The organism is Bacillus altitudinis, assembly GCF_001191605.1.
GTDB lineage: Bacteria > Bacillota > Bacilli > Bacillales > Bacillaceae > Bacillus > Bacillus altitudinis.
Genome location: NZ_CP009108.1, coordinates 1,032,779 through 1,058,308, shown reverse-complemented (window position 1 = coordinate 1,058,308; position 25,530 = coordinate 1,032,779). Strand labels below are relative to the sequence as shown.

Here is a 25,530-nt window from a genome sequence, read left to right as displayed (position 1 = left end):
ATATACCATCTGGATTCTTTCCTTGCAATAGTTTTTTTAAAAAAATTTTCATTTTATGAAAAATAAAAAGCGCCACAGATCAAATGGCGCTTTTGTTGATGTATTAACGGTTTCTCATTTGCGGGAAAAGCAGTACATCTCTGATTGATGGAGAATTTGTTAGTAGCATGATTAATCGGTCGATACCGATTCCTAGTCCACCTGTTGGCGGCATGCCATATTCTAATGCTTCAACAAAATCGTCATCCATGAGATGCGCTTCGTCATTTCCTTCTTCACGTTCTTTTAATTGAGCTTCAAAGCGTTCTCTTTGATCGATCGGATCGTTTAGCTCTGTGAATGCATTTGCATGCTCGCGGCGTACGATAAACAGCTCAAAGCGATCAGTAAAGCGCGGGTCTTCAGGATTTTTCTTAGCTAATGGAGAAATCTCCACTGGGTGTCCGTAAATGAATGTAGGCTGAACCAATGTTTCTTCTACTTTTTGCTCGAAGAACTCATTGATAATATGACCTACTGTCATATTTTTCGTGATTTCAACACAATGATCAGCCGCATGCTGTTTTGCTTCTTCAACAGACATCTCCTGCCAGAAGTCTACACCTGTTGCTTCTTTGACCGCTTCAACCATATGAAGTCTCTTCCATTCAGGTTTGAGATCAATTTCATCTTCTCCATATTGAATGGTTGTTGTCCCTAGCACCTCTTGGGCAATATGAGCAATCAGGTTTTCTGTCAGATTCATGATGTCTTTGTAGTCTGCGTATGCTTCATACAGCTCGATCATAGTGAATTCTGGGTTGTGACGAGTCGATACACCTTCATTACGGAATACACGGCCAATCTCATATACTTTCTCTAGACCACCGACAATCAGACGTTTTAAATGCAGCTCGATCGCAATACGCATATAAAGCGGCATATCAAGTGCATTGTGATGAGTAATGAAAGGACGCGCTGATGCACCACCAGGGATGCTATGCATTGTTGGTGTTTCAACTTCTAGGTATCCTTTTGAATCTAAGTATCTTCTCATTGATTGAATGATTTTGCTTCGCATGATGAACGTCTGCTTACTTTCTGGATTGACAATCAAGTCAAGGTAACGCTGACGATAGCGTTGTTCTACATCTTTTAGTCCGTGATATTTATCAGGGAGCGGGCGAAGTGCTTTTGTCAGAACCTCAAAGCTAGTCGCTTTAATTGAAAGTTCTCCTACATTCGTTTTAAATACTGTTCCCGTCACACCGATAATATCGCCTAGGTCCGAGCTTTTAAATAATTCGTAAGCTTCTTCTCCTACACTATCTTTACGTACATAGATTTGAATTTGTCCTTCTAAGTCTTGGATGTGTGCAAAGCCAGCTTTCCCTTTTCCACGCTTTGTCATCATACGGCCAGCAATTGTTACTTGAGCTGCTTTTTCTTCTAAGTCTTCTTTTGAAAACTCGTCATATTCAGCAATAATTTGTGCAGATTGATGAGAACGGTCATATCGTTCACCGAATGGATCGATACCCTCTTCTCTCATTTTATTCATTTTGTCACGTCTTACTTGGAATTGATCATTTAATTCTTCGTTATTAAGCCCTTCATTACTCATTTATATCACTCCAATAATGTATTTTGCAGAGAAAAGCAGAAAAACTGCCAGTACGTGCACTAGCAGTGAGCTACAAAAAGAAAGATAGTCTTATCCTACTTTTATTCTTTGAAGCTCTTTTGCCTCGGCTTCGATCGTAAAGTCATCTAGAACTTTTACAAGCTCCGCTCTCGTTTCACTTTGATTGATTTGATTTCTTACATCTGCATTGCCTCGGACACCTTTTAAGTACCATGCTGCATGTTTTCTCATTTCTCTGACAGCCACATGCTCGCCTTTCAGGTCTATGAGTCTGTCTAAGTGAAGTTTGCACACAGACATTTTCTCACGCACATTAGGCTCTTCTTTTAGTTCACCCGTTTCTAAATAATGAACCGTCCGGTAAATCATCCACGGGTTTCCTAGTGCGGCTCTTCCGATCATGACAGCATCTGCACCCGTTTCATCAAGCATACGTTTTGCATCCTGAGGGGTTTTGACATCTCCATTGCCGATGACTGGAATGGAAACAGATTGTTTGACCTCTTTTATAATATCCCAATTCGCTGTTCCTTCGTACATCTGCACACGTGTCCGTCCGTGAAGCGCAACCGCTTGTCCACCTGCTCGTTCAACAGCACGGGCATTGTCGATAGCGAAGATATGGTCTTCGTCCCAGCCCATTCTCATTTTCACAGTAACAGGTTTATCTACAGCTTCTACGACTGCAGATACCATTTCGTAAATCTTGTTAGGATCCAGCAGCCATTTCGCTCCTGCGTCACATTTCGTGATCTTTGGTACAGGACATCCCATATTAATATCAATAATGTCCGCCGTTGTATTCTGGTCTACAAACTTGGCCGCTTCTACGAGCGTATCCTTTTCTCCCCCAAATATCTGAAGGCTCAACGGTTTTTCACGTTCATCAATGTACAGCATGCCCATCGTTCTGGCATTATTAATCAAGATCGCTTTGTCACTGACCATTTCAGCGCAGACTAAGCCCGCTCCAAACTCTTTCACCGTGAGTCTGAAAGCAGAGTTACACACACCAGCCATTGGTGCGAGCACTACTTTGTTTTTAATTTCGATATCTCCGATTTTAAACATCATGTCCCCTCCTTTCTTCTTCAAGAATTGGTGAAAGTTCTTCCACCGTTATATTTAAAGCATCTGCTATTTGACCAACCATTTGGTTTGTTGGTAATCGATTGCCTCGCTCAATTTCCCCTAAGACAGAGACAGAGATGCCCAGTCTTTTGGCGAACCCTTCCTGAGTATACCCTTTTAGCTTTCGGTATGCACGAATTCTTCTACCCCACATGTCTTTTTCCATATGCTTACACCTTCTTGGTCTGTTACGGCGTTTATCTGGGCTTCGCCGATTTCTGGGCAAATCTCACTCATCGGAACAAGAACGAATAAACGTTCGTACATTCTAGGATGCGGCACTACAAGTTGTTCTGTTTCAATATTTTCACGATTATAAAGTAAAATGTCAAGGTCAGCTGTCCGTGGACCCCATCTCACTTCTCTTGTTCTGCCCAACTCCTGCTCAATGTCCTGAGTCAGTGATAGAAGTTCTTCAGGACGAAGCGAGGTGGAAATCTTCACAGCCATGTTCAAGAAGTCATCCTGATTCTCGTAACCTACAGGTGTTGTCTCATATATAGATGAAATGGATTCAACTTGAACACCTGGATGTTCGTGAAGTTTTTTGACAGCTTCTTTTAAGTAGGTTTCCTTTTTTCCTATGTTTGAGCCTAAAGCGATATATGCTGTATTGTTCATGTGCGTGATCTCGTCATTTCAATAGCAACGGACTGATAGTGTCCTGGAATTGGCGGATCTGGTTTGATTACTTTTACTGTACATTCTTGAACTGTCGGAAAGTCCTTTAACACTTGGTTTGCAATTCTTTCTGTCAGCGTTTCAACGAGGTTCACCGGATCCCCTTCTACAATATTTTTGCAGATGTTGTAGAGCTCAGCATAGTTGATGGTCTCATTTAGGTCATCCGTTTGTCCTGCCTTACTTAAATCAAGTGAAGCTGTTAGGTCCACACGAAAGCGCTGGCCTAGTTTATTCTCTTCTGCAAATACACCGTGATAGCCGTAAAATTCCATTCCGTTTACATATATTTTATCGATGATAAGCGCCTCCTTTATTCAGCATGGCATCCATCATTTTTGCCATTCTTGCGATTTCTTTTACATCGTGCACTCGGACCATCGCGCTGCCCTTTTGAATCCCAAGACAGACCGTCGCACCCGTTCCTTCAGTACGTTCTTCAGGCGGCAGATCTAAAACTGCACCGATGAATCGTTTGCGGGATGTTGCTAGCAGCAGCGGATACCCAAGGTGGCAAAAATGTTCAAGTTCATTCATGACCATGAGGTTGTCAGTTTTATTTTTCGCAAATCCTACACCAGGGTCTAATATAATCATGTCATCACGGACACCCGCTTGTTTTACAATTTGAACACTTTCTTTCAGATCTGCAATCATATCTGAAATCAGATGGGTGTAATTCCGCTCTGGTCGATTGTGCATTAAGATGATTGGCACGTTGTGCTTCGCTGCCACATGCGCCATTTGAGGATCAGCTTTCGCCCCCCATACATCATTAATGATTGAGGCTCCTGCTTTCACTGCCTCATCTGCGACAGGGGCTTTATACGTATCAATAGAAATAGGTATGTCCAATTCTTTTGTGATCTTCTCAATGACAGGAATGACCCTTGAAAGCTCCTCTTGCTCTGAGACAAGTGCCGCCCCCGGCCGAGTCGATTCACCGCCAATATCAATAATATGCGCCCCATCTTCTATGAGCTGCGCTGCATGAGCCAGCGCTTTATCCATTTGATTGAATTTTCCTCCATCTGAAAAAGAGTCCGGTGTGACATTTAAAATGCCCATGACCAATGTCTTTTCTTCATAACTAAGGGTATGGTGCTTGGCTTGTATGATTTTAGGCTGTTTTATCAATTGTTGTGTCATTGTGTCCACCTACTCTTTATGTTCTAGACGTGCTTTTGTATATTCTGTTCTCAGCTTGGTCGAAATCGTTCGGTTGTGGTTTTGCAGGACGTTGTCTCCGATATTTTTAAAAGGCACAATTCCCTGAACCGAATTGGTCATCCACGCCTCATCAGCTGAGAGCAAGTGTGAGAGTGGATATCTTCCTTCTATTAGTGGGATCCCCGAAGCTTGCAGCGTTTCGATACAATATCGACGGGTAACCCCGTTTAAAATGCCGGTATCAAGTGAAGGTGTATAGATCACATCTTTTTTTCGCCAAAATAGATTTGATGTAATTCCTTCTGCCACATCGTCTTCTTTTGTTAAAAAGATCCCTTCTACAGACGGATCGTTCCCTACTTCTCTTTTCGCCAGCAGGTTGTTCATGTAATGATGCGACTTGAGCCGTCTTGGACCTTCCGGTGTGTTTCTTCTTGTATCAAGAATGATTCCCTGTTTTTCATCTACTATTGATTCTGGCCGGAATGGGGAGATCATCACAAAAACAACAGGCTCCTCATAAGGGTCTGCAGAAAATCCATTGCCTCTGCCCGCAGAAACATTGAAGCGGATTCTCGCATGACCGCCCGTTATTTGATTTTGTTTGAATAATGTATGAATGATGTCGAGTACAAATGGTTTCTCTATTGTGGATTCGATGCAAAGGTCACGCAATGATTGATTGAGCCTTTCAAGATGCCAGTCTAACAAGAAGACTTGTCCTGCTAGAGAGGTAAATGTTTCGAATACACCGATGCCATATAGAAAACCATGATCAAAAGGAGAAAGAGTCGCGTCTTTCTCCTCTATATACTGACCGTTCAGGTAAATGATCATGCGTTTACTTCATTCCCCTTTTTACGATAGGTTTCAATGAAATTTCTGAGCATTTCCTTACCGAAGGACGTCATAATCGATTCTGGATGGAATTGAACACTTTCAATCGGAAGTTCTTTATGGCGAATGGCCATGAGTTCGCCTTCCTTTGTTCTCGCTGTTCTGACAAAGCACTCCGGCAGCGTCTCGTCTTTAACAATTAATGAATGATATCTCGTGGCGACGAGCGGATTTTGTAGTCCCGTGAAGACACCTTTGCCGTCGTGTTCAATCTCTGATGTTTTCCCATGCATTAACCGCTCCGCACGAATGACATCTCCACCAAATACTTGTGCAATGGATTGATGACCTAAACAGACACCGAAGATCGGAATCCTCCCAGCAAAATGTTTGATCGCTTCCATACTAATTCCTGCTTCATCCGGACTGCAAGGTCCTGGAGAAATCATCAGAAAGTCTGGCTTGAGCTCTTCGATTTCTTGAATAGTGACTTGATCGTTTCGTTTTACAATCAGTTCTTCCCCAAGCTCACCTAAATACTGGACCAGGTTGTACGTAAATGAATCGTAATTATCAATCATTAATATCATACTCTGCTCACCTCTAACTCAAAATAGTCTCTTCTTTGCTCAACTGTAATGCTTTTTTCACTGCATAGGCTTTTTTAATCGATTCTTTGTATTCGTGCTTTGGTACAGAATCGATGACAATGCCTGCACCTGACTGCATGAAGGCTCTGCCCCCTGTACAATAAGCCGTACGAATGACGATATTAAAATGCATATCTTGATTGAATCCAAACCAGCCTATAGATCCAGTATAAAGCCCACGCCTTGTTGGCTCAAGTTCTTCTATGATTTCCATTGTTCTCACTTTTGGCGCACCTGTAATCGTGCCGCCTGGGAATACAGCTCTCATGACATCTACCGCATCACAATCATCACGCAGCTCCCCTTGGACATTTGATACAATGTGCATCACGTGTGAATATTTCTCAATGGCCATAAACTCGTTCACCTTGACTGAGCCATAAGTAGACACTCGTCCAAGATCATTCCGCTCAAGATCAACGAGCATCACATGTTCTGCGCGTTCTTTTTCATCTTCAATGAGTTCTTTTGCCAGCGCTTGATCTTCCACATCATCCTTGCCTCTTGATCTTGTGCCAGCGATCGGTCTTGTTTCGAGCTGAATGCCTTTTTTCTTAATAAGCAGCTCTGGAGATCCACAGACAATTTGGAAATCTGGCGTGTGCAGATATGACATATATGGAGATGGATTCACGTGACGTAATGTTTTGTATAAATGATATGGGTGGGTATGAAGCTGTTCATCTTGTCTAATGGATAGGTTCACTTGGAACACATCACCGTTCGCGATATATTGTTTAATCGTTTCTACAGCTTCCCCGAAAGCTTCTTCAGTAAAAGGTGCAGCAGGTACACATTCCGAAGAAGACACGTTGACAGATGAATGTGCTGACTCTTCTGATGTGCTTGTCCAGCTTTGCTTTAATTCTTCGAGTCTTTGATGAACTTCACTGACAGGTTCGTCTCCTTCTGTATGAGTCATCAGCCAGAGGACGTCTTTATTATGATCAAAGACAGCGACATCATTGAATACGAGGAAATACAAATCAGGCGTCTTCAAATCATCGATGGACAGCATTTTAAAATGCTCGATATATCTTGCGTAATCATAGCTTAAAAATCCAATCGCTCCACCTTGGAAGTCAGGGTATTCGTCGTTCGTTTCGGTTTGTAGGGTTTGAAACCAATCAGCAAATGCCCTAAAAGGATCTCCCTCTTTGAACAACACCTCATTCTGATAATGGATGGTGGTCATCCCGTCCTTCCCTTTCGCTTTAGCGATCGGATGAATGCCGGCAATACTGTATTCTCCGCCACGTGCACTTTCAAGAAGGACGTGATGTGATTCATGAGCCGTTAATTGTTCGTATCGTTTCAAGAATGCATCTTTCGTAAAAGGAATTTTGATGCCCATCGGCCTACGTTGTGTCATGTTATCATCCTTTTTCATTTTCATTAATCTTATTGTAATGCAATCCATTTTAATTAGAAAATAGTATTTGCTTTCCATCTTCAGAATTCATGAAAAAACCCCAGCAAATGCTGGGGTGTATTGTTTAATCAAATTGATAAAGCGGCGTACTAAGGTAACGTTCACCGTTACTTGGAATAATCGCTAGAACCTTTTTCCCTTTACCAAGCTTCTTCGCTGTTTGAAGCGCTGCATAAATGGCTGCTCCTGAAGATATACCTCCAAGGATTCCTTCTTCTTTCGCTGCCTTTCTTGCAAGTTCAAATGCATCTTCGTTTTTCACTTGGATAATGCCGTCATATACTTCTGTGTTCAAGATAGATGGAACAAAGCCTGCTCCGATGCCTTGAATTTTATGCGGACCTGGTTTCCCGCCTGATAGTACAGGAGAATCTGTTGGTTCTACCGCATAAAGCTGAATAGATGGAATGGCTTCTTTCAGGACTTCACCAGCACCTGTAATCGTACCGCCCGTACCAACTCCTGCAATAAATGCATCAAGGTCGCCGTCAAACTGTTCAAGAATCTCTTTCCCTGTTGTGCGGCGGTGAATCTCAGCATTGGCTTCATTGCTGAACTGCTGAGGCATGAAGTATCCGTGCTCTTCTGCTAATTCTTCTGCTTTTTTGATGGCACCTTTCATTCCTTCTGCACCGGGTGTTAATACAAGCTCTGCACCGTAAGCGCGTAAAAGGTTGCGGCGCTCCTGACTCATTGTATCCGGCATAACTAAAATCGCATTGATTCCTTTTGCAGCCGCGACCATCGCAAGACCGATTCCTGTGTTTCCGCTTGTTGGCTCAATGAGTGTGTCACCAGCTTTTAATGTACCTTTTGCTTCAGCATCTTCGATCATCGCTAACGCAATACGATCTTTTACACTGCTGCCTGGGTTCATATATTCAAGTTTCAAGTAGACATCCGCACTGTCTTCATCTACTAAACGGTTTAATTTAACGACTGGTGTATTTCCTATTAGTTCAAAAACTGAATTTGCAATACGAGCCATCACTAACACCTCTATCTCCGAGTAATTTTATTGTATTAATATTAAATTATCAATTTCGAAAAATTTTGTCAATGCTTTTAGTCCTGCTCTCCATCGTAAAACCATGTGACTTTTGCTTCTTTCCACAGGGTTTTGACATTCGCCTTTTCACCCAGATCTTCCATGGCGATCTGCCTTTTGATCTGATCTTTGACTTCTTCATAAGAGAAGGAGCGGCCATTTAATTTTTCTTTTAATTGTATGATGGCATAACCGTTTTTGATCTCGATCGGCTCTTTCGTCCATTCATCTGGCTGAAGCTTTTGGGCTTCTTGTATGTATAGGGCTGGAATGCTTTCTTGCTCTTCTGTGACAAATCCAAGATCTCCGCCGTAAGGAGAGGTATATCGATCGGTGGATCGTTCAGCTGCTACAGCTTCGAAACTAGATCCGCCCTTTAAATCTTTTAATACACTTTGTGCCTCGTCTTTTGTTTTCACAACAATGTGGCGAATTCGGTATGAGTCATCATATTGATACAAGTCTTTGTTTTTTTCATAAAAGGATTTGGCTTCTTTTTCAGAAACGACCGCATCTCTCGTTAGAAGCTGTTCTAATAAAATTTGATAACGAATCTGCTCTTTCCATTCCTTTTCGCTTGTATGACCGTCTTCGTAGAAATTATTAGATACCGCTTTCAGCATCAGCAGCTCACGATTGATCTCTTTTGAAGATACCTCCAGCTTGTTTTCTTTCGCAAGTTGATTGACTACCTTCTGATTGATCATTTGTTCAAGTGTTGCCTTTCCGTAGCGGTCTTCCATTTTCTTTAACCATTCTTGACGTGTGACTTTCTCTTTCCCAATAGAAGCAATTTCTTCACCGCTCTTCCCATTTGAAGAAGCCTGCGACATTTGTGATTTTGTTAATACATATGCAATGACAACGGCATTAATCATGAGCAGAACGAGGATAAATGTCCATACCACTCTTGCTTTCAGTCTCATCTTTCGTCTCCTTTCCATTCTAAAAAGAAAACCCGCTGCTTAGAGCTTAGCGGGTTATTTCTTCACGTAGCTCTTCTAGCTCTTCTTTTGTAAATACATACGTTTCGTTACAAAAATGGCATTGAGCTTCTGCTTGTCCGTCTTGTTCAATCATATCCTCAATTTCGGCTTTCCCTAGGCTGATAATACCGTTGGCAAACCGTTCTTTTGAGCAGTTACAAGAAAATTCGACAGGTACAGTTTCTAAAATTTGAGGTTTTTCACCGAGCACTTCTTCTAAAATTTCTTCAGGAGTCATCCCTTTTTCAATCAGTTTAGAGATTGGTTCAATGGTTGATAATCTCTTTTCGAGTCTTTCGATGACTGCATCTTCTGTTCCAGGCAGCAATTGAATGATGAAACCGCCTGCTGCAAGGATCGAGTTATCTGGATTGACAAGAACACCCACACCTACAGAGGATGGCACTTGTTCAGAGGAGACGAGGTAATAAGTAAAGTCATCTCCAATTTCACCTGAGACAATTTCTGTTTGCCCTGTAAAGTGGTCTTTCAGTCCGATATCTTTGACAACACTTAACGTTCCAGATGTTCCAACAGCACGTCTAACGTCCAGCTTCCCATGTTCATTTAAATCAAAGTGAACTTGTGGGTTTGAGACATATCCGCGCACCTGACCTTTTGCGTTTCCATCCGCAATGATGGCTCCGATCGGCCCACCGCCTTCAATTTTGACAGTTAATTTATTCTCGCCTTTCAGCATGGCTCCCATCATGACAGTCGCTGTCATGGTTCTGCCGATTGCAGCTGAAGCAGTTGGCCACGTATGGTGTCTTCTCTGCGCTTCGTTGATTGTATCTGTTGTGTTCGCAGCATACGCACGGACTTTCCCGTCATATGCTAACGCTTTAACTAAATAATCCATTTTGATTAAACCCTCCTATAATACACCGACACGATTGCGTTCATAAATTAATTGAAGTCCTTTTAATGTGAGGAACGGATCGACAATATCAATACAGTCTGATTCATTTCCAATCAATGTAGACAAACCGCCTGTTGCAATGACTTTCGGTGTTTGTTTGGCTTGCTGCTTCATCCGTTTCACTATGCCCTCGACTTGACCAACATATCCATAAAGGATGCCGGATTGCATCGCACTGATGGTATTTTTTCCAACAATGTGATCTGGACGGACAATTTCAATTCTCGGCAGTTTTGCCGCTCTTGTATATAAAGCCTCTGTTGAGATGGTAATACCAGGTGCAATCGCCCCACCCATGTATTGTTTCTGTTCATTGATATAGCAGTAGGTTGTGGCCGTTCCAAAGTCTACCACAATGAGAGGCGCCCCATACAGGTGAATGGCCGCCACTGCGTTCACAATTCGATCAGCGCCGACTTCCTTTGGATTATCACACATAATGTTTAATCCAGTCTTCATGCCAGGCCCAACGATTTGAGGAGTAATGTGAAAATACTTTTCGCACATTCTTTCCAGAGCAAACATCATTGGCGGGACAACAGAAGAAATGATAATCCCTTCTATCTGGTCAAACATCAGCCCTACATAGTCAAATAAGGATCGGATTGCCATACCAAATTCATCTTCTGTTTTATGACGGCTTGTTTCAATCCGCCAATGGTAGTTCAAATCGCCATTATGATAAACACCTAAAACGGTATTTGTGTTTCCTACATCTATCACGAGTAACAACTTCATCACCACTTTGAATAGTGTCTCAAAAAGAGCATTTTTCGACTTTCTATCATACCATACACGAATTGAGTTCCATTTGTAAACAATTCGAAACCGATCCATTCATGAATCGAAATAAAAAAAGCTGCCGGTGAGCCCGACAGCTTTTTATAGAAGGAGATTAAATCTCCTCGTCTTCTTCTTTTTTCTTGATGTTCACTTTCACATCATCGTTTTTCTCTTCGTCATCTGCGTATACACGCTCTGGAAGCTTTCCAGTATCGTAAAGAGATTTAATTTGTTCAGCATCTAATGTTTCCACTTCTAGAAGAGCTTGTGCGATGATTTCTAGCTTATCTTTATTCTCAGTGAGAATTTGTTTCGCACGTTCGTAGCTTTCTTTGATGAAGCGCTGAACTTCTTGGTCAATTTCATAAGCGATCGCTTCACTATAATTCGGCTCGTTGTTGAAATCACGGCCAAGGAATACTTGACCTCCTTGTGCTTGACCGAATTGTAGAGGACCAAGTTTATCAGACATACCGAACTCTGTGACCATTCTTCTTGCAATGCCTGTTGCACGCTGGAAGTCGTTGTGAGCGCCTGTACTTACTTCACCAAACGTAATTTCCTCTGCAACACGACCGCCGAGCAAGCCGACGATTTTATCAAGAAGCTCTGGCTTCGTTTGGAAATAACGGTCTTCTCTTGGAAGCATGACCGCATATCCGCCTGCCTGACCACGAGGAACGATCGTTACTTTATGCACCATGTCAGCTTCGTCAAGGACAAGTCCAATGACGGTATGACCTGCTTCGTGGTACGCCACGATATTGCGTTCTTTCTTAGAAATGACACGGCTTTTCTTAGCCGGTCCAGCAATGACACGGTCAGTTGCTTCGTCGATATCACGCATATCAATTTTCTTTTTGTTTTGACGGGCAGCAACAAGCGCTGCTTCGTTTAGTAAGTTCTCAAGATCTGCCCCTGAGAAACCTGGTGTTCTGCTTGCAATGGCTTTCAGGTTGACTGTATCATCAAGCGGTTTGTTTTTCGCATGAACCTTCAGTACTTCTTCACGGCCAATGACATCTGGGCGGTCAACCGTAATTTGACGGTCAAAACGTCCCGGACGCAGCAATGCAGGATCTAGGATATCTGCACGGTTCGTTGCAGCAATGATAATAATCCCTTCGTTGGCACTAAAACCATCCATTTCAACAAGAAGCTGGTTAAGCGTTTGTTCACGCTCATCATGACCACCGCCAAGACCTGCTCCACGCTGACGACCCACTGCATCAATCTCATCAATAAAGATTAAGCAAGGTGCATTCTTTTTCGCATTTTCAAACAAATCACGTACACGTGATGCACCGACACCGACGAACATCTCGACGAAGTCAGAACCACTGATGCTGAAGAAAGGAACGCCTGCTTCTCCCGCAGATGCTCTCGCAAGCAATGTTTTACCTGTACCTGGAGGTCCTACTAGTAAAACCCCTTTAGGGATTCTTGCGCCAAGCTCCGCAAATTTACGTGGATCTTTTAAGAATTCAACCACTTCTACGAGCTCTTGTTTTTCTTCATCCGCACCGGCAACATCTTTAAATTTCACACGTTTCTTCTCTTCTGTGTAAAGCTTCGCCTTACTCTTACCAAAGTTCATGACACGGCTTCCACCGCCTTGAGCTTGGTTCAATAAGAAGAAGAACAGGATAAAGATGATGATGAATGGAATGATGGTTGTCAGAACTTGCAGCCATCCATTTGTTTCAGGTGCTGGTTCTACTTTTACATCTGTATTCTTCAGTGCACTGTAAATCTGGTCAACACCTTGACCGTCTGGAACGTGGGTAATGAAGTATTCATCTTTCTTCGCGCCATCTAATTGACCACGAATTTCATAAACCCCTCTTACAGGCTGGATGGAGATACTCTCCACTTTTCCCGCACTTAAATTTTGCGAAAATTTGCTGTAAGACATGTTCTCAGGCTTTTGATTAGGGGATCCTAACCAACTGACAACCCCTATCACAAGTAATAAAATAAGTATATAAAAAATCGTATTACGAAAAACCCGATTCATTCCTTACCTCCTCCCACAGTAAGCACAACTATGTTCAATAGTATCATAGAAAATCATTCCAACACAACCAATAACCTCATGTAAACGTGTGCTCATTAGCCTTCGTAAACAGATGGTTTTAACACTCCAATATACGGGAGGTTTCGGTAACGTTCGGCAAAATCCAATCCATAGCCAACAACAAATGCATCTGGTACTTCAAACCCAACATAATCTGCTTTGATGTCTGCTTTGCGGCCGCTTGGTTTATCAAGCAATGTCACAATTTTAATGGAGTTTGCTTTACGGTATCGGAAAAGCTCTACCAGATAACTCAAAGTTAACCCACTGTCGATGATATCTTCCATAATTAGAATATCTCTTCCTTCAACAGAAGTATCTAGATCTTTGATGATCTTCACTTCTCCAGAAGATACGGTAGACTTTCCGTAGCTAGATACATCCATAAAATCAAGCTCTAAATATGTATCAATGTGTTTGATCAGGTCTGCCATGAATGGAAGAGCCCCTTTCAAAACACCAATAGCCAGGGGAAATTTACCATCATAATCGCTGGTTAATGTTGCACCCAGTTCCTTCACTTTTAGCTGGATCTCTTCTTCTGAGATCAAAATCTTTTCAATATCTTGTTTCATGCTTTTGCTTGCCCCCTACAAATTTTCGTGCTGTCTATATTGTAATACAATGAGATCGCTGTTTGTCATATCAATTTCTTCAAAAACGGATTTTTTCAGACCTGGGATCCAGATGATTTGATGATCCGAGTCAGTGACGATCGGCCAGCTGTCTCTTTCTGCAAGAGGCACTTTTTTATCAATAAATATATCTTTCACCTTTTTTGATCCATTCATCCCTTTTAGTTTGATTCGATCACCGTTTTTTCGTGAGCGAATGATCAAAGGAAGACGAACATGATCTTTTTGAAGCAAGAAAAAATGGTTTCCGTTCCGTGCATCCTTCGGAACATGATTTGATACCAAGATAGACTGTCCATTCGGGAGAAAAAGTTCCTCGCCAAGCTCACCTTTTAAATGATGAGTATATGACTGATCTATGACAAGCGATCGTTCAAAGGTAAACATACAGTGATCATAAGATTTGACAGCTTGTAAACCTTTTGGCAAATCTAATGATCCAGACGGTTGATCAGTATGAGATAACCAGTCCAAAGTCCCTAGAATATGCTGGTTTGAAAACGCTGATTGAGTGTTTTCATAAAGATAGTTTAATATTAGTTGAATGCCTCTTCTTTGTAAAGGCAAAGGCAGGTCAAGCAAAGGCTTCGTTTTGATCTCAATTTGCTTAGGCGTTTGATTCGTAATGACTTGATGCATTTGATCCTTTGTTAATGCCTGCAAGTACTGCTCATCCTCAGTCAGCATGTCACTTACAAACTGAAAGCTTTCATGCACATGAGGTGCCTCTTCTTTTAACACGGGAAGAACGTGTCTTCTGATCCGGTTTCTCAAGTAGTCATCGGTGTGATTGCTTTGATCAATGACATAAGGAACTTGTTCTTTTTCGCAAGAAGTGAGTACATCATCCTTAGAATATCCAATCAGCGGACGAATCAGCCACCCTTCTTGAAAAGGGCGCTTTGCTTGCATACCTGCGAGTCCTATTCCAACAGTCCCTCTTGTCAGCCTCATCACCATTGTTTCTACTTGATCGTCTCCATGATGTGCAAGCGCTATAAATTGAGCGTTGTACTGTTCCATCAATTGACGAAAGAAAGCATATCTGCACTCTCTTGCAGCTGCCTGTTTGTTTAAGCGGTTTTCTTTTGCATATTGGGTGACCTGTATACGAGCCGATTCAAAAAGGATCTCATGCTCTTTACAGTACGCTTCAACAAATGCCAAATCAGCAAAGGATTCTTCTCCTCTGAACATGTGATCTACATGGGCTGCAATCAGCTGAAAGGAACCTTTTCGACGTTTGTTTAGTTCATGCAGCAAGAGCATAGAATCTGGTCCGCCAGAAACCCCGACAATGACTGTCGTATTTTCAAGGAAAACATCATGTTTTTTCAAAAAAGATTCAATTCTATTCACAACTTCCTCCTCACAAAGAGCAGGTAATTTAAAGATATACATATCCTATCACTTTCATTAGCTCCAAGCAAAGAAGAAGCCTGCTTTTTTACAGCTCTATAATAGGAATAAAACCACATAAGCACAGTAAAGAGCGAGCACACTGCATAAGATGAGAATGGTTTCAAAAAGCCCGCCTGATTTTTTGCGTACTGATGTTCTTTTCGCAGCAGCAACTCTTGATCGTGAAGGTGCGGCCTGTTGATGTTGGGGAACAGCTGGCTTTTGCCTATTTTGCTGTGATGGCTTCTTTTGTTGTGATTTTCTTGAAGCAAGCAATTGTCCTTCTTTCAGCATCGCGCTTTTCATGTCTGCCGCTGATTGATATTTGCCTTGGAGAGCCGCTTTTAACACCCTCTCATATCGCTTTAATAAAGGATGTCCTTCAATCGCCCGATAAAGCTGCTTTTCTGGTTCTGCCCCTTTTTTAAATTCTTTTTTATAGGCACAGTTCACCATGACCATACTTAAAGCAAATAGATCATAAGAAGGTTCTGCTTTTCTTGTACCGAAGCCCCAGTAGCCGCGGTCAAAAAACTCGGTGTATTCCTTAATCGCCCTTCCCGCCTTCGTTGTTCCTCCAACATCAATACATCGAATCGTAGCTGGGGGGCCTGAAACGATGAGATTATCAGGCTTCAAGTCACCGAAGATCCAGCCTTCCTTATGTAAGTGAGCAAGGTTAGACAACAGTTGAATCATGAGAACGACGATCCATTCATCGCCTTTTTGTTTCACAAATTCAAGCAGCAATGGTCCTCTGACATACTCCATGACATAAAACGACCGTTTCTCTGACATACCAGGATAAAGAGCATCATCCATATCATAAAAAGAAGGCCCCATGGTTTTCACAGGAGCCTTTGAAAAGGATTTTAATACATTGACTTCAGATGCAATGAGCATACTGTCATCACTCACTTTAAGGGCCACTTGCCCCTTTGACGATTCGGCCAGATAAACCACACCGTTCGCCCCTTTTCCCAGCTCTTTTACAATGCGGTAATGTTGTTGATGCCACTTTCCCTTTATCATTGTACCTAATGGGATGTTAGAAGCCGAATTCATCATGTTCTTCCTTCGCTTCAAGCAGCCCTTTTCGTGAACGAACTGATTTGAAATGCTGGAGTGCTTCTCGAATTGCTGGTCCTGTCGGTGTAATTCCTCCTGTTGTCAGCTTCGGGAAAATTGATGATAACGAATCGAACCGCGGCGTCCAGTTCAACACAATTTCTGCATCTGAGTTTTTCCCGGGAAATACACACATCCCAAACTGATTTTCACCAATTCTCGAATTTAGACTAATAGAGAGATCGATGAGTGCTTCTTTGACCGTTGGCAGCTTCGGTTTCATACTTGCACTCGTATCCACAAGCACAAGCACTTGAAGATGAACCGTCTCACCGAGCTCGTCCACAACCTCCATCACTTCTCCACGCTTATCTGGGGGAAGTTCTTCAATTTCAGTATCTTTGCCAAGAATTTGCTGCAATTCTTTATTCACAACACCTTGTAACGTTTGCGTCATCGCCTTTTTTGTCACCATTTGTACGGTTTGAGACAATTGCTGAACGTAGACAACCTGATGAATGCCTCCGCCTGCTAGAGCAATCCCCTCTACTTCTTTCATCGCTTCATGATCGTGTCTGTTCTCTTCCATAATGCCAATGACATTGACTGTGATCCCTTGCTCCTTTGCCAATGCGGCAATCGCAAGTGGGTCTTCCCCATGATTTGAGCAGCCATCTGTAATCAGTAAGATTTGGTTTACGTGACCTTTTCGCATCTTCATTCCTCCTGGGATTGTAACTGAATGCTTATATCCCCATCATCGCCAGAAGAAATTCATATTATACGATATTTCAAGAAATCTCTTGTTTCTGAAGATAGAATGTACCTGTCGGAATGGATGCCCATTTTGGTGTATTGTGGTCGAGCCTAATGACGACAACCGTCATATCGTCATCAATTTGACCTGCTCTTGTGCGAATGACCTCCTCCATTAATAAATCAGCAATCTCTTGCGGATCTTCTGTTTTAAAGCTCTTCATTTTTCGTTTGACCCACAAATCATGATTTTCGATATGCTTTGGTCCTTCAAAGATACCGTCGCTCATCATGATAAGGAGATCTCCTGCCTTCATCTGTTCACTCACCACTTCTACTTCAAATTCATCAATAATGCCAATAGGCAAGTTGCTGGCCTGTACCTTCATCACTTGATCACCACGTTTAATAAAACTTGGGGTGGAGCCAATCTTGAGGAATTTACAGCTCGCATCCTGTAAATCAATAATGGATAAGTCTAATGTAGAGTAGACTTCATCCGTTGTCCGTAGAGATAAAATGCTATTAATCGTTTTAATCGCTACTTTTTCATCAATACCAGACGCCAAGATTTTTTCTAACAGCTTGATCGTTTCATTGCTTTCAAAATGGGCTCTTGCTCCATTTCCCATCCCATCACTAATAGCTGCGGCATATTTACCTGCACCCAGCTCCATCATGCTGTAGCTGTCTCCAGATACTAATCCTCCACCTTTCGCTGCATGTGCTACACCTGTAGACACTCGATACGATTTTGCAGAACCGAATACAACATGACAATAACCTGTTGGATGCTCCGCACACTGCTCTGCTTTGACTAAAACTTGTTCTTCTAAAATATCCGAGAGCATTGGAGCGATGATTTTTTCGCATTCCCCATGACCTTGGCAATAGGGAATTCTCATCTCTATATCAACATTTCCCTGTTCTAAGCTATAAATTTCAACTTGCTGAATTTCAATTCCAAAGTTCTGAAGTGCTTCTATCATCTGCTCTTCCTGAATAAAATGCTGCTCTCTTTCTCGTTTTATTTCCCGGGAAAAATCCTCCATGACTTGTGAGACACCCATAAGTTGTTCGGCCACAAGGCGCCTGCTGTCTTGGACCTTTTTCTTTAAGGTCTGATTTGCTTTATAGTAAGCTATCTCCTCTTCAATCAATTCTTCTACATGCTTTGATTTTGAGCAGTGCTGACTGAATTTCTTTTTCAACTTCCGGTTATGCTCGTACGTTTTTTCATCAGATTCATGCATAACTTGTTTCATGAGTTCATAGGTTGTATCAAAGTTCTGCACCCAGCATTTATTTTTCTTATAGCACGTTTGACAGGAACGTTCTGTGATCGTACTTAAAAAAAGATCTACATCCTCTTCCTGCTTCTTCTCCTCAGGAATGGAATCGTAAAATGTCGCAAAACTCTCAGACAGCGCATGAAATACATTAGAGAATTGATCTACCTTTTTTGCTGTCACGTCCCGTACTTTTCTGGCATATTGCTGCTGTTCCTGTACATGCTCTACCGTACCAGGAATATATTTTGCCACCTTGGACGTTACTGACTGTGGCGTGAGCAAAAACAGTGCAACTGCGATGAGTGATTCATATAGCGTGGTCATTAGCCCTGCTGACCCTTCACCGTAGAGGGAGATTAGTAAAGAACCCACAATCAAGCCGATGGCGGCTCCTGCTTTTTTCCCCTCTTTTAGTAATCCGCCTAATAAGCCCGAAAAGGCAAGCAGACTCATCTGATAAAGGTTGCCGATGTTGGCGAGACCAAGAATTAATCCAGTTACAACACCCACTGTACAACCAATACTCGCTCCTCCAATAAAGGCAAAGCTCAGCACTACATATCTTGACAAAATATGCTCTGCCTGCATTCCTTGAAATGTGATCCCAGCCAGACCTGTTAAAACTGAAGCGATTAATATCATAAAGCAAATAATTTCTTCAACCTTTAAGGAGTGTTTGATTTTCCTGACTGTAAAAATCGGCAAACTTTGAAGAAAAATCAGTGTCAAAATGAAGGCAAGTCCAGCTTCAACCCCTGCCATCACATAGTCATAGCTTTGAACCGCACCCTGCTCGAGGTATACAAAAGCTCCCCTGGTTATCAGCATTGAGAGCACAATTACAACCGGTAATGTTTTCACCGGGTCTTTGATGATGAATGAAACGACCTTTAACATGAGAAGGAACACGATCAATGACGCAAACACGAATAATGCATTTTGAGGTGATATCGTCATCGCCCCAGCGAGTAAAGCAAGACAAGCAAGCATCGATTTATCCCTTTTAATGAGCAGCATGGACCCAAAGAAAGGCAATGCAAACGGCATAATTTCAGATAAGATAAAGGCTCGTCCCAATAAAAAGCCCAGAACAACATAAATAAACCCTTTATAGAAAAAAAGAGAATGCGTATGATGAAGAAACAGGTTTTTCATCTTTTTTAACCCTGCACTGATTCTTTCAAACCCGGCTCCCGTTAAATCAGTTCTTCTTTCTAGTTTTTCCATCTTTTCATCCCCCACCTGATATTCGTTGCTTGTCATTATAGCGAAGGTGAAAAAGAAATTTTGTCAAAAGAAGTTGTCGTTTCCATAAAACGTTCGACGCTTTATTTGCCAAAGATGCATACTTTCTTGAAAGTCGATGTCTTTCATCAGAATTTTACGAAAGCACAAAAAAAAACAGCTTTCCTATAGAAAGCTGTTTTGAAGATGACCCGTACGGGATTCGAACCCGTGTTACCGCCGTGAAAGGGCGGTGTCTTAACCGCTTGACCAACGGGCCTTGCTTATTGTTCTTTTTAAAAGGATAGCGGCGGAGGGGATCGAACCCCCGACCTCACGGGTATGAACCGTACGCTCTAGCCAGCTGAGCTACACCGCCATAATGTAAAATGCGCTAAGAAGCACAAGAACTATAATACAAAGGATTCGCTTGTCCGTCAATAGAAAGTTTTAAATTAAATGGCAAATGCACAAAAAACGTTGAATTTGTATTAAAAAAAGCACCCGCTAAACAGCAGATGCTTTGTTGTGAAAAATATATAGAAAGCAGCAACAAGTTAACCTCTTCTTGCTCCGCGCCCCCCACGTTTTGATTCCGTGTTACGTTTTAAAGATGTTAAGCGATCTTCGCTATCTTTTAAGAATTTGTTCATTTTTTGCTCAAACGATTCCTTCGGACGGAAATCATTTCTGCTCGGTCTTGATTGTTGTTGTTGAGGACGATCTTTTGCTTTTTTAATGGACAAGCCGATTTTACCGTCTTTTTCAACGTTAATCACTTTCACTTCAACTTGTTCACCGACTTTTAAATGCTCATTAATATCTTTTACATAGTTATCGGCTACCTCACTGATATGAACGAGACCAGTTGAACCGCCTGGCAACTCCACAAAAGCTCCAAAATTTGTAATGCCCGTAACTTTCCCTTGTAACTTGCTGCCAACTTCAATCGACATAAAAAAAGTGCTCCTCCTTAGACTTATAAAAAAATCTCATTTGTTCAATTATACATAAACTGAATTTTAAGTGTCAACAAGGCTAATCGCTCTTATTGCCCACATCAAAGATTTTTTCGCCTTTTTTAGACATATAATAGTCCCGTCGTGCCAGTTCGAGTACGTATTCTTTGCTTTTCAGCTTTTTGATTTCATCAGAAATATCTTCCTGCTTTGTTTGTAATTGCTTCAATTCTTTTTCAAGCGCAACCTTCTTCTCTTCTTTTTCTTTCAATGCAGACGATTGCGACCAGAGGGCACTTGTTACCAAAACAGCAAACATGAGCACAATGACTCCAAACACGGTAAGCCTTCTAAGGAGTCCCCGGCGTTTGCGTTTTAGGCGCTGCGCTTGCTGTTCCATTTGTTTTTGATAATCATTTTGAATTTGTGCGATATTTCTTTTTCTCTCGTTCAAGGATGAAGGCCTCCTCTCTTACTTTGTCCAGAATTGTTTCCATTTCGTTTTCATGGTACGAGATAATTTCTTGATCCCTTGTAAAATTCCTGCTCCTTTTGAGAAAAACAACCTCATTGATGTTCGCCATTTTTCGGGAATTCGATGAATAATGGTCACATTGAGTAACCAAATAAGCGGATAACAAACAATATACAGCACCTTCCACACGAGTCGAAACGCAAAACGAACAAGGCGTAAGAGCGAGTGGAACAAGAACAGAAGAGCACTTATGATCAAACCGACGATCCAGCGAATGGGCTGGAAAACCATCGACATGATCAGCCTTTTCAGGACGAGAACAGTCTGATAAATACACCTCATCACAAACTTGAGGATGTTCATATACAGCTGTTTCATCAATGCCTGGTACATCGAGAAACCTAGAGCAACAGCTAGAAAAATATAAAGCCTGAATTCTCCCTCATTGGTCAGCAGCAGGACATAAAAGAATAAGAGACCCTGCACCACCCAAAAAAGGAGGTCGTGAATGACCAGCAGCCATTTTGCTGTTTTTTCCCGGTTCACAAACAGCTTGTACGTATCCAGCGATGCGCCCAGCCAGATGCCCATCGCCGCCATCGAAAGCATCGTATAAAACTGGACCGTCAGTGTCATTTAAACAGCTTGCTAAAAAATCCTTTAGCTTTCTCCCCGTGCTGCTCATCTACATAGATTAAGTCAAAGACACGCCCTTTAATGGACACAACGCCCTTTTCTACATCTAAGTTTTTCATTTGCAGATTTTCTCCGCGAATGGCGAGGACTCCCATGACAGTCTCAAGCAGAAATTCTTCATTATCAAAGCTCTCGACCTGTTTGACCCCGGTAATATCTAAATGCTTTCTGTTGCGCATTGTGACATGATGCTCGGCTTCTGATGACAACTTCGTGCCTTGAGGTTGATTATAATATTGATTCATTTATACATCCCCCATATCTCATACTTGCATTGTTACTGCATTGTATGTGACAGGCGGGACATTTAGAACAAGCCCTATTCTGCTGTTTTTTCTTCTTTTAGCACGGTATACATGCCAGCAGCTTCTTCTTTTTTCGTTGTGTCTTTTAACTCGTTGACTTGAACAGTCACAAGCTTTTGGCCAAAACGAATTTGAAGCTCGTCCCCTTCTTTCACGTCAGAGCTGGCTTTCGCCTGCGTGCCATTAATGGAAATTCTCCCTTGATCGGCTACTTCTTTTGCCAATGTTCTTCTTTTGATTAAACGAGACACTTTTAAGAATTTATCTAGTCTCATGTGTGTTCACCTCTTTCTATGCGTTTGGCATCGTTCCACAGATCGTCCATTTCTTCTAAGGTCAAGTCCTCTAGTGAACGCCCTATGTCCTTTGCTTTTTGTTCAATATGCTGAAAGCGCCGCATGAATTTTGTGTTTGCAGAAGAGAGGGCGGTTTCAGGCTCTAGATGATAAAATCTTCCAATGTTGACGAGAACAAACAAAAGATCCCCAAATTCATCCTTCATTTGCTTTGTTGCACCTTCACCCGTCTTATCTGCCACTTCCACAAGGAATTCCTGCTTTTCTTCTTCGTATTTGTTCCAAATATCCTCTACTTCTGTCCAGTCGAAGCCCACTTTTGCTGCTTTCTTTTGGAGCTTATAGGCTTTTGTTAAAGCTGGAAGAGTCGTTGGAATGGATTGCAAAATAGAAGCTGCACGCTCCGGTTTTTCCTGCTGCTTGATTTTTTCCCAGTTGGCGACGACATCTGATGCTTCAGACACATCCGTATCACCAAACACATGCGGATGTCGTCGAATCATTTTTTCTGTGACATGCTGGATGACGTCATCCATTGAGAAGTAACCATCATCTTCACCAATTTGGGCATGGAGTAAAACTTGAAGCAGTACATCTCCGAGTTCTTCAACCATATGATCTGGATCGTCTTCATCTATGGCTTCCAGCAGCTCATAACATTCTTCAATTAAATATGGTTTGAGCGACTCATTCGTTTGTTTTTGATCCCAAGGACAGCCGCCAGGACCTCTTAATGTACGAATGACTTCGCGGAAAGTGTCAAATTGCTGATAGAGCAGCTTTTCATCTTGAATGGGAGGTACATAAACACTCGTTAAGTTATTTATCGACACATCTCGATCAAGTTCAAATAAAGGAACACCTGTAATCTGCTCCTGACTGCTTCCAGCTGCCGTTACGATAAAGACTTCATAATCGTCAGGTAGCTTTTCCATGAGGGTCAGCTTCACATTCGAGGCTGTCATCTGATCATATACCTGACAGATCAGCACATGCTGGGTCAACTTCAGATCATCCGCTCTCATATCCCCTGCGTCAACGAATTGAAGCCCTTCGATTGGGTCAATCTGTAAGGAATTAAACGTCGCATCCAAAAAGCTTTGTCCACCAGCCACGTACACCTCAACCCCGCGCTTCTTCTGTTGTGAAACAAGAAGCTGCACTGTCTTTTCCGCCACAAACGGGTGACCTGGTACTGCATACACAATATCTTTCTCCGCAGCCTCTTGGAAGAGAATGTCTGTGATTTCCTCATACACTGCATCAAACTGATCATGCTTTTCATATATCTCATCAAAAAAGGTCAGAGACGGGACCTCCTGCATCAATTCTGCGGTGAGTGGATGATCCTGCGTTCTCATGTATACTTCTTTCGCCTGCTTCAGCTGCTTATATACACCGAGCGTCAGCTGATCCATGTCGCCTGCCCCAAGACCAACGACTGTAATCTTACCTGCCATTTCGATTCCCTCTCATCTGTTTAAAATATAAAATCTTTTCTCCTAATGGAATGAGTCTCCATTCCTCTTCCGTAAATACGTCTAGCTTAAGAATACTATATAAAAAGGCGAAACCACCAATAAAAACTGAAGTCAGGCTCTCTAAAACAGAAAACGGACGTTTCTCAAAGGGAATGACCCAAGAAAACAATGCCTGATATCCAATTAAAACGACAGCCATGAATGCTGCTGATAAAAGAATTTTCACTGGGAATAGCTCTCTTATTGAAATCCACCCTTTATTCTTCAAATACACCGCATTGAGCGTAGCGGCGGCGAGAAACCCACAAACAGTCGACCATGCGGCTCCATAAATGCCGATTAACGGGACAAGAGCCAGCGTCAGCCCCCATTTCACCAGTACACTAATCAGGACTACGACAGCCGGATACACGGTATGTCCCAGACCCTGAAGTAAAGCGGTTTGCGTAATCGCCATTGATGTGAAGGCAATGGATATGCAAAATATTTGCAGCGCATCTGTCCCTAAATCATTACGAAAAAGCATAATGTTCACAGACGATAAAATACATATAAGCCCGACAGCTGAACCAATCCCCAGCACCGATGTTGCCTTAAACGATGTACGTACTTTTTCACGAATTGCTTCATGCTGCCCTTTTCTTAAGGCCGACGACAAAAACGGAACAAGAGACGTTCCAATACTAATTGCAAACACCGTCCCGAGCTGCAGGAACGGCTGACCTCGGTCATATACGCCTTTTGCCGCCTTTGCAGCTGCTTCACTCAGTCCCTCACTGCGCAGTAGCGCATACAGGTGAAAAGCATCGATCATTTGCATCCATAGGATCAGCAATCCACTCACACAAATCGTCAATGTATACAGCACCAAACTCTTCAGCACATTTTTTTTCCGCAGTGTAGCCTGTTTTAATGTCTTGCTCGCTGACGACCGCTTCCGATAGGTCAGCCAAAGGAAAAGAAGCAAAATGAGTGAAGCCGCACTTCCAGCTATAGAAGAGAACACCGCACCCGCTCCTGTTTCATAAAGCGAATAGCCATGTCTCACAAAATAGAAAGATAAAACAAGCAGGACGCCTACTCTGATGAGCTGCTCAGCCAATTGAGAGACCGCAGTGGGGAGCATCAGCCCATCACTCTGAAAAACACCCCTCAGCATCACGGTAAGCGGCAGAAACAAAAACACAAACGAACTCATCTGGATGAGCAACATTAATTGACTGTCCGCCATGAGATTCGCAATTGTGCCTGCTCCTATGTATAAACAAAGAAATAAGACCAAGCTCAGCAAAGTGATATACACCAAGGATACCTTTGTAATGATTCGGCGATTCTCCTCACCATGCTCGCTCAGGAGCTTGGACACCATCACAGGAAAACCAGTGGTGCCAAGCATGATCGCAATGCCAAGAAAGGGATAGACCTGCTGATAAATATAAAAACCTGTGTCTCCTACGATATTTTGAAAAGGGACACGATATACGGCACTCAGTACCTTTGATAACAAGCCTGCGATGGTTAAAATCACCGCACCTTGGAAAAGCCAATGCGGCTGATTTACAGCATTTTTCATGGATGACTCCTTTATGTTCAATCAAAAA

Annotated in this window: 25 protein-coding genes, 2 tRNA genes and 1 pseudogene; all 28 read right to left on the bottom strand. The window is 42.3% G+C overall.

Annotation, left to right across the window (positions count from 1 at the left end; translation table 11 throughout):
- Positions 1-103: 103 nt before the first annotated feature.
- On the bottom strand, positions 104-1,603 hold the full coding sequence (gene lysS / locus ID12_RS05320) for a lysine--tRNA ligase (protein WP_050826840.1): 1,500 nt from the start codon (positions 1,601-1,603) through the stop codon (positions 104-106).
- A gap of 90 nt (positions 1,604-1,693) precedes the next feature.
- Complete coding sequence (gene dusB, locus ID12_RS05315; protein WP_008341796.1) at positions 1,694-2,695, bottom strand: tRNA dihydrouridine synthase DusB; 1,002 nt, start codon at positions 2,693-2,695, stop codon at positions 1,694-1,696.
- Positions 2,688-2,921, bottom strand: coding sequence for a helix-turn-helix domain-containing protein (locus tag ID12_RS05310; RefSeq protein WP_008341798.1), 234 nt, complete (start codon positions 2,919-2,921; stop codon positions 2,688-2,690). The genes dusB and ID12_RS05310 overlap by 8 nt, the downstream gene beginning before the upstream one ends.
- A complete protein-coding gene (folK, locus tag ID12_RS05305) occupies positions 2,873-3,376 on the bottom strand; it encodes a 2-amino-4-hydroxy-6-hydroxymethyldihydropteridine diphosphokinase (protein WP_025206610.1) in 504 nt (167 codons plus the stop codon). Before folK ends, ID12_RS05310 begins: the two co-directional genes overlap by 49 nt.
- Complete coding sequence (folB, locus tag ID12_RS05300; protein ID WP_025206609.1) at positions 3,373-3,735, bottom strand: dihydroneopterin aldolase; 363 nt, start codon at positions 3,733-3,735, stop codon at positions 3,373-3,375. The genes folK and folB overlap by 4 nt, the downstream gene beginning before the upstream one ends.
- Positions 3,728-4,585: a dihydropteroate synthase gene (gene folP, locus ID12_RS05295; protein WP_008341807.1), complete on the bottom strand. Its 858-nt coding sequence runs from the start codon at positions 4,583-4,585 to the stop codon at positions 3,728-3,730. Before folP ends, folB begins: the two co-directional genes overlap by 8 nt.
- A gap of 9 nt (positions 4,586-4,594) precedes the next feature.
- Entirely contained in the window at positions 4,595-5,443 is an 849-nt protein-coding gene (gene pabC / locus ID12_RS05290; RefSeq protein ID WP_025206608.1) for an aminodeoxychorismate lyase, read from the bottom strand.
- Positions 5,440-6,033: an aminodeoxychorismate/anthranilate synthase component II gene (gene pabA / locus ID12_RS05285; RefSeq protein ID WP_025206607.1), complete on the bottom strand. Its 594-nt coding sequence runs from the start codon at positions 6,031-6,033 to the stop codon at positions 5,440-5,442. Before pabA ends, pabC begins: the two co-directional genes overlap by 4 nt.
- Before the next feature lie 13 nt (positions 6,034-6,046).
- A complete protein-coding gene (locus ID12_RS05280; protein WP_025206606.1) occupies positions 6,047-7,465 on the bottom strand; it encodes an anthranilate synthase component I family protein in 1,419 nt (472 codons plus the stop codon).
- Positions 7,466-7,589: 124 nt separating this feature from the next.
- Entirely contained in the window at positions 7,590-8,513 is a 924-nt protein-coding gene (gene cysK, locus ID12_RS05275; protein ID WP_008341814.1) for a cysteine synthase A, read from the bottom strand.
- A gap of 77 nt (positions 8,514-8,590) precedes the next feature.
- Positions 8,591-9,493, bottom strand: a complete 903-nt coding sequence (locus ID12_RS05270) for a peptidyl-prolyl cis-trans isomerase (RefSeq protein ID WP_025206605.1) — start codon at positions 9,491-9,493, stop codon at positions 8,591-8,593.
- A gap of 52 nt (positions 9,494-9,545) precedes the next feature.
- On the bottom strand, positions 9,546-10,421 hold the full coding sequence (gene hslO, locus ID12_RS05265) for an Hsp33 family molecular chaperone HslO (protein ID WP_007496169.1): 876 nt from the start codon (positions 10,419-10,421) through the stop codon (positions 9,546-9,548).
- 15 nt (positions 10,422-10,436) lie between these two features.
- Positions 10,437-11,213, bottom strand: coding sequence for a type III pantothenate kinase (locus tag ID12_RS05260; RefSeq protein ID WP_008341820.1), 777 nt, complete (start codon positions 11,211-11,213; stop codon positions 10,437-10,439).
- A gap of 163 nt (positions 11,214-11,376) precedes the next feature.
- The gene (gene ftsH, locus ID12_RS05255; protein WP_007496173.1) at positions 11,377-13,281 is read right to left on the bottom strand and encodes an ATP-dependent zinc metalloprotease FtsH; all 1,905 of its coding nucleotides are present in this window, start codon (positions 13,279-13,281) and stop codon (positions 11,377-11,379) included.
- Positions 13,282-13,376: 95 nt separating this feature from the next.
- Complete coding sequence (hpt, locus tag ID12_RS05250) at positions 13,377-13,916, bottom strand: hypoxanthine phosphoribosyltransferase (RefSeq protein ID WP_007496175.1); 540 nt, start codon at positions 13,914-13,916, stop codon at positions 13,377-13,379.
- Positions 13,913-15,335: pseudogene (gene tilS, locus ID12_RS05245) on the bottom strand (tRNA lysidine(34) synthetase TilS). The gene hpt and the pseudogene tilS overlap by 4 nt, the downstream one beginning before the upstream one ends.
- Positions 15,336-15,431: 96 nt before the next feature.
- Positions 15,432-16,442: a protein kinase domain-containing protein gene (locus ID12_RS05240; protein WP_080987768.1), complete on the bottom strand. Its 1,011-nt coding sequence runs from the start codon at positions 16,440-16,442 to the stop codon at positions 15,432-15,434.
- Positions 16,426-17,160, bottom strand: a complete 735-nt coding sequence (locus tag ID12_RS05235) for a vWA domain-containing protein (RefSeq protein ID WP_008341829.1) — start codon at positions 17,158-17,160, stop codon at positions 16,426-16,428. Before ID12_RS05235 ends, ID12_RS05240 begins: the two co-directional genes overlap by 17 nt.
- A gap of 76 nt (positions 17,161-17,236) precedes the next feature.
- Positions 17,237-19,720 carry a stage II sporulation protein E gene (spoIIE, locus tag ID12_RS05230; RefSeq protein WP_050826837.1) on the bottom strand — a complete coding sequence of 828 codons (2,484 nt, stop codon included), beginning with the start codon at positions 19,718-19,720 and terminating at the stop codon, positions 17,237-17,239.
- Positions 19,721-19,925: 205 nt separating this feature from the next.
- Positions 19,926-19,997 (bottom strand) — tRNA-Glu (locus ID12_RS05225).
- Positions 19,998-20,022: 25 nt separating this feature from the next.
- Positions 20,023-20,096: transfer RNA gene (locus tag ID12_RS05220), tRNA-Met, on the bottom strand.
- Positions 20,097-20,274: 178 nt separating this feature from the next.
- Entirely contained in the window at positions 20,275-20,673 is a 399-nt protein-coding gene (locus tag ID12_RS05215; protein WP_003217901.1) for a S1 domain-containing RNA-binding protein, read from the bottom strand.
- An 82-nt stretch (positions 20,674-20,755) separates the two neighbouring features.
- On the bottom strand, positions 20,756-21,130 hold the full coding sequence (locus tag ID12_RS05210; protein WP_007496186.1) for an FtsB family cell division protein: 375 nt from the start codon (positions 21,128-21,130) through the stop codon (positions 20,756-20,758).
- Positions 21,131-21,148: 18 nt separating this feature from the next.
- Positions 21,149-21,787: a spore cortex biosynthesis protein YabQ gene (gene yabQ / locus ID12_RS05205; RefSeq protein ID WP_017359315.1), complete on the bottom strand. Its 639-nt coding sequence runs from the start codon at positions 21,785-21,787 to the stop codon at positions 21,149-21,151.
- Complete coding sequence (gene yabP, locus ID12_RS05200) at positions 21,784-22,092, bottom strand: sporulation protein YabP (protein WP_007496190.1); 309 nt, start codon at positions 22,090-22,092, stop codon at positions 21,784-21,786. The genes yabQ and yabP overlap by 4 nt, the downstream gene beginning before the upstream one ends.
- A gap of 74 nt (positions 22,093-22,166) precedes the next feature.
- Complete coding sequence (locus ID12_RS05195; protein ID WP_008341839.1) at positions 22,167-22,427, bottom strand: RNA-binding S4 domain-containing protein; 261 nt, start codon at positions 22,425-22,427, stop codon at positions 22,167-22,169.
- Entirely contained in the window at positions 22,424-23,908 is a 1,485-nt protein-coding gene (yabN, locus tag ID12_RS05190; protein ID WP_050826836.1) for a bifunctional methyltransferase/pyrophosphohydrolase YabN, read from the bottom strand. The genes ID12_RS05195 and yabN overlap by 4 nt, the downstream gene beginning before the upstream one ends.
- On the bottom strand, positions 23,898-25,502 hold the full coding sequence (locus ID12_RS05185; protein ID WP_050826835.1) for a putative polysaccharide biosynthesis protein: 1,605 nt from the start codon (positions 25,500-25,502) through the stop codon (positions 23,898-23,900). The genes yabN and ID12_RS05185 overlap by 11 nt, the downstream gene beginning before the upstream one ends.
- Between the last annotated feature and the right edge of the window lie 28 nt (positions 25,503-25,530).

Excerpts from the sequence above, each read along its gene's own strand:
- ftsH (WP_007496173.1), bottom strand. The coding sequence starts at position 13,281 with ATGAATCGGGTTTTTCGTAATACGATTTTTTATATACTTATTTTATTA.
- hpt (WP_007496175.1), bottom strand. The coding sequence starts at position 13,916 with ATGAAACAAGATATTGAAAAGATTTTGATCTCAGAAGAAGAGATCCAG.
- hslO (WP_007496169.1), bottom strand. The coding sequence starts at position 10,421 with ATGGATTATTTAGTTAAAGCGTTAGCATATGACGGGAAAGTCCGTGCG.
- ID12_RS05280 (WP_025206606.1), bottom strand. The coding sequence starts at position 7,465 with ATGACACAACGTAGGCCGATGGGCATCAAAATTCCTTTTACGAAAGAT.
- folP (WP_008341807.1), bottom strand. The coding sequence starts at position 4,585 with ATGACACAACAATTGATAAAACAGCCTAAAATCATACAAGCCAAGCAC.
- ID12_RS05195 (WP_008341839.1), bottom strand. The coding sequence starts at position 22,427 with ATGAGACTAGATAAATTCTTAAAAGTGTCTCGTTTAATCAAAAGAAGA.
- ID12_RS05240 (WP_080987768.1), bottom strand. The coding sequence starts at position 16,442 with ATGAATTCGGCTTCTAACATCCCATTAGGTACAATGATAAAGGGAAAG.
- yabP (WP_007496190.1), bottom strand. The coding sequence starts at position 22,092 with ATGAATCAATATTATAATCAACCTCAAGGCACGAAGTTGTCATCAGAA.
- yabQ (WP_017359315.1), bottom strand. The coding sequence starts at position 21,787 with ATGACACTGACGGTCCAGTTTTATACGATGCTTTCGATGGCGGCGATG.
- pabC (WP_025206608.1), bottom strand. The coding sequence starts at position 5,443 with ATGATCATTTACCTGAACGGTCAGTATATAGAGGAGAAAGACGCGACT.
- ID12_RS05215 (WP_003217901.1), bottom strand. The coding sequence starts at position 20,673 with ATGTCGATTGAAGTTGGCAGCAAGTTACAAGGGAAAGTTACGGGCATT.
- spoIIE (WP_050826837.1), bottom strand. The coding sequence starts at position 19,720 with ATGGAAAAACTAGAAAGAAGAACTGATTTAACGGGAGCCGGGTTTGAA.
- cysK (WP_008341814.1), bottom strand. The coding sequence starts at position 8,513 with ATGGCTCGTATTGCAAATTCAGTTTTTGAACTAATAGGAAATACACCA.
- dusB (WP_008341796.1), bottom strand. The coding sequence starts at position 2,695 with ATGTTTAAAATCGGAGATATCGAAATTAAAAACAAAGTAGTGCTCGCA.
- ID12_RS05310 (WP_008341798.1), bottom strand. The coding sequence starts at position 2,921 with ATGGAAAAAGACATGTGGGGTAGAAGAATTCGTGCATACCGAAAGCTA.
- pabA (WP_025206607.1), bottom strand. The coding sequence starts at position 6,033 with ATGATATTAATGATTGATAATTACGATTCATTTACGTACAACCTGGTC.
- lysS (WP_050826840.1), bottom strand. The coding sequence starts at position 1,603 with ATGAGTAATGAAGGGCTTAATAACGAAGAATTAAATGATCAATTCCAA.
- yabN (WP_050826836.1), bottom strand. The coding sequence starts at position 23,908 with ATGGCAGGTAAGATTACAGTCGTTGGTCTTGGGGCAGGCGACATGGAT.
- folK (WP_025206610.1), bottom strand. The coding sequence starts at position 3,376 with ATGAACAATACAGCATATATCGCTTTAGGCTCAAACATAGGAAAAAAG.
- ID12_RS05185 (WP_050826835.1), bottom strand. The coding sequence starts at position 25,502 with ATGAAAAATGCTGTAAATCAGCCGCATTGGCTTTTCCAAGGTGCGGTG.
- ID12_RS05235 (WP_008341829.1), bottom strand. The coding sequence starts at position 17,160 with ATGCGAAAAGGTCACGTAAACCAAATCTTACTGATTACAGATGGCTGC.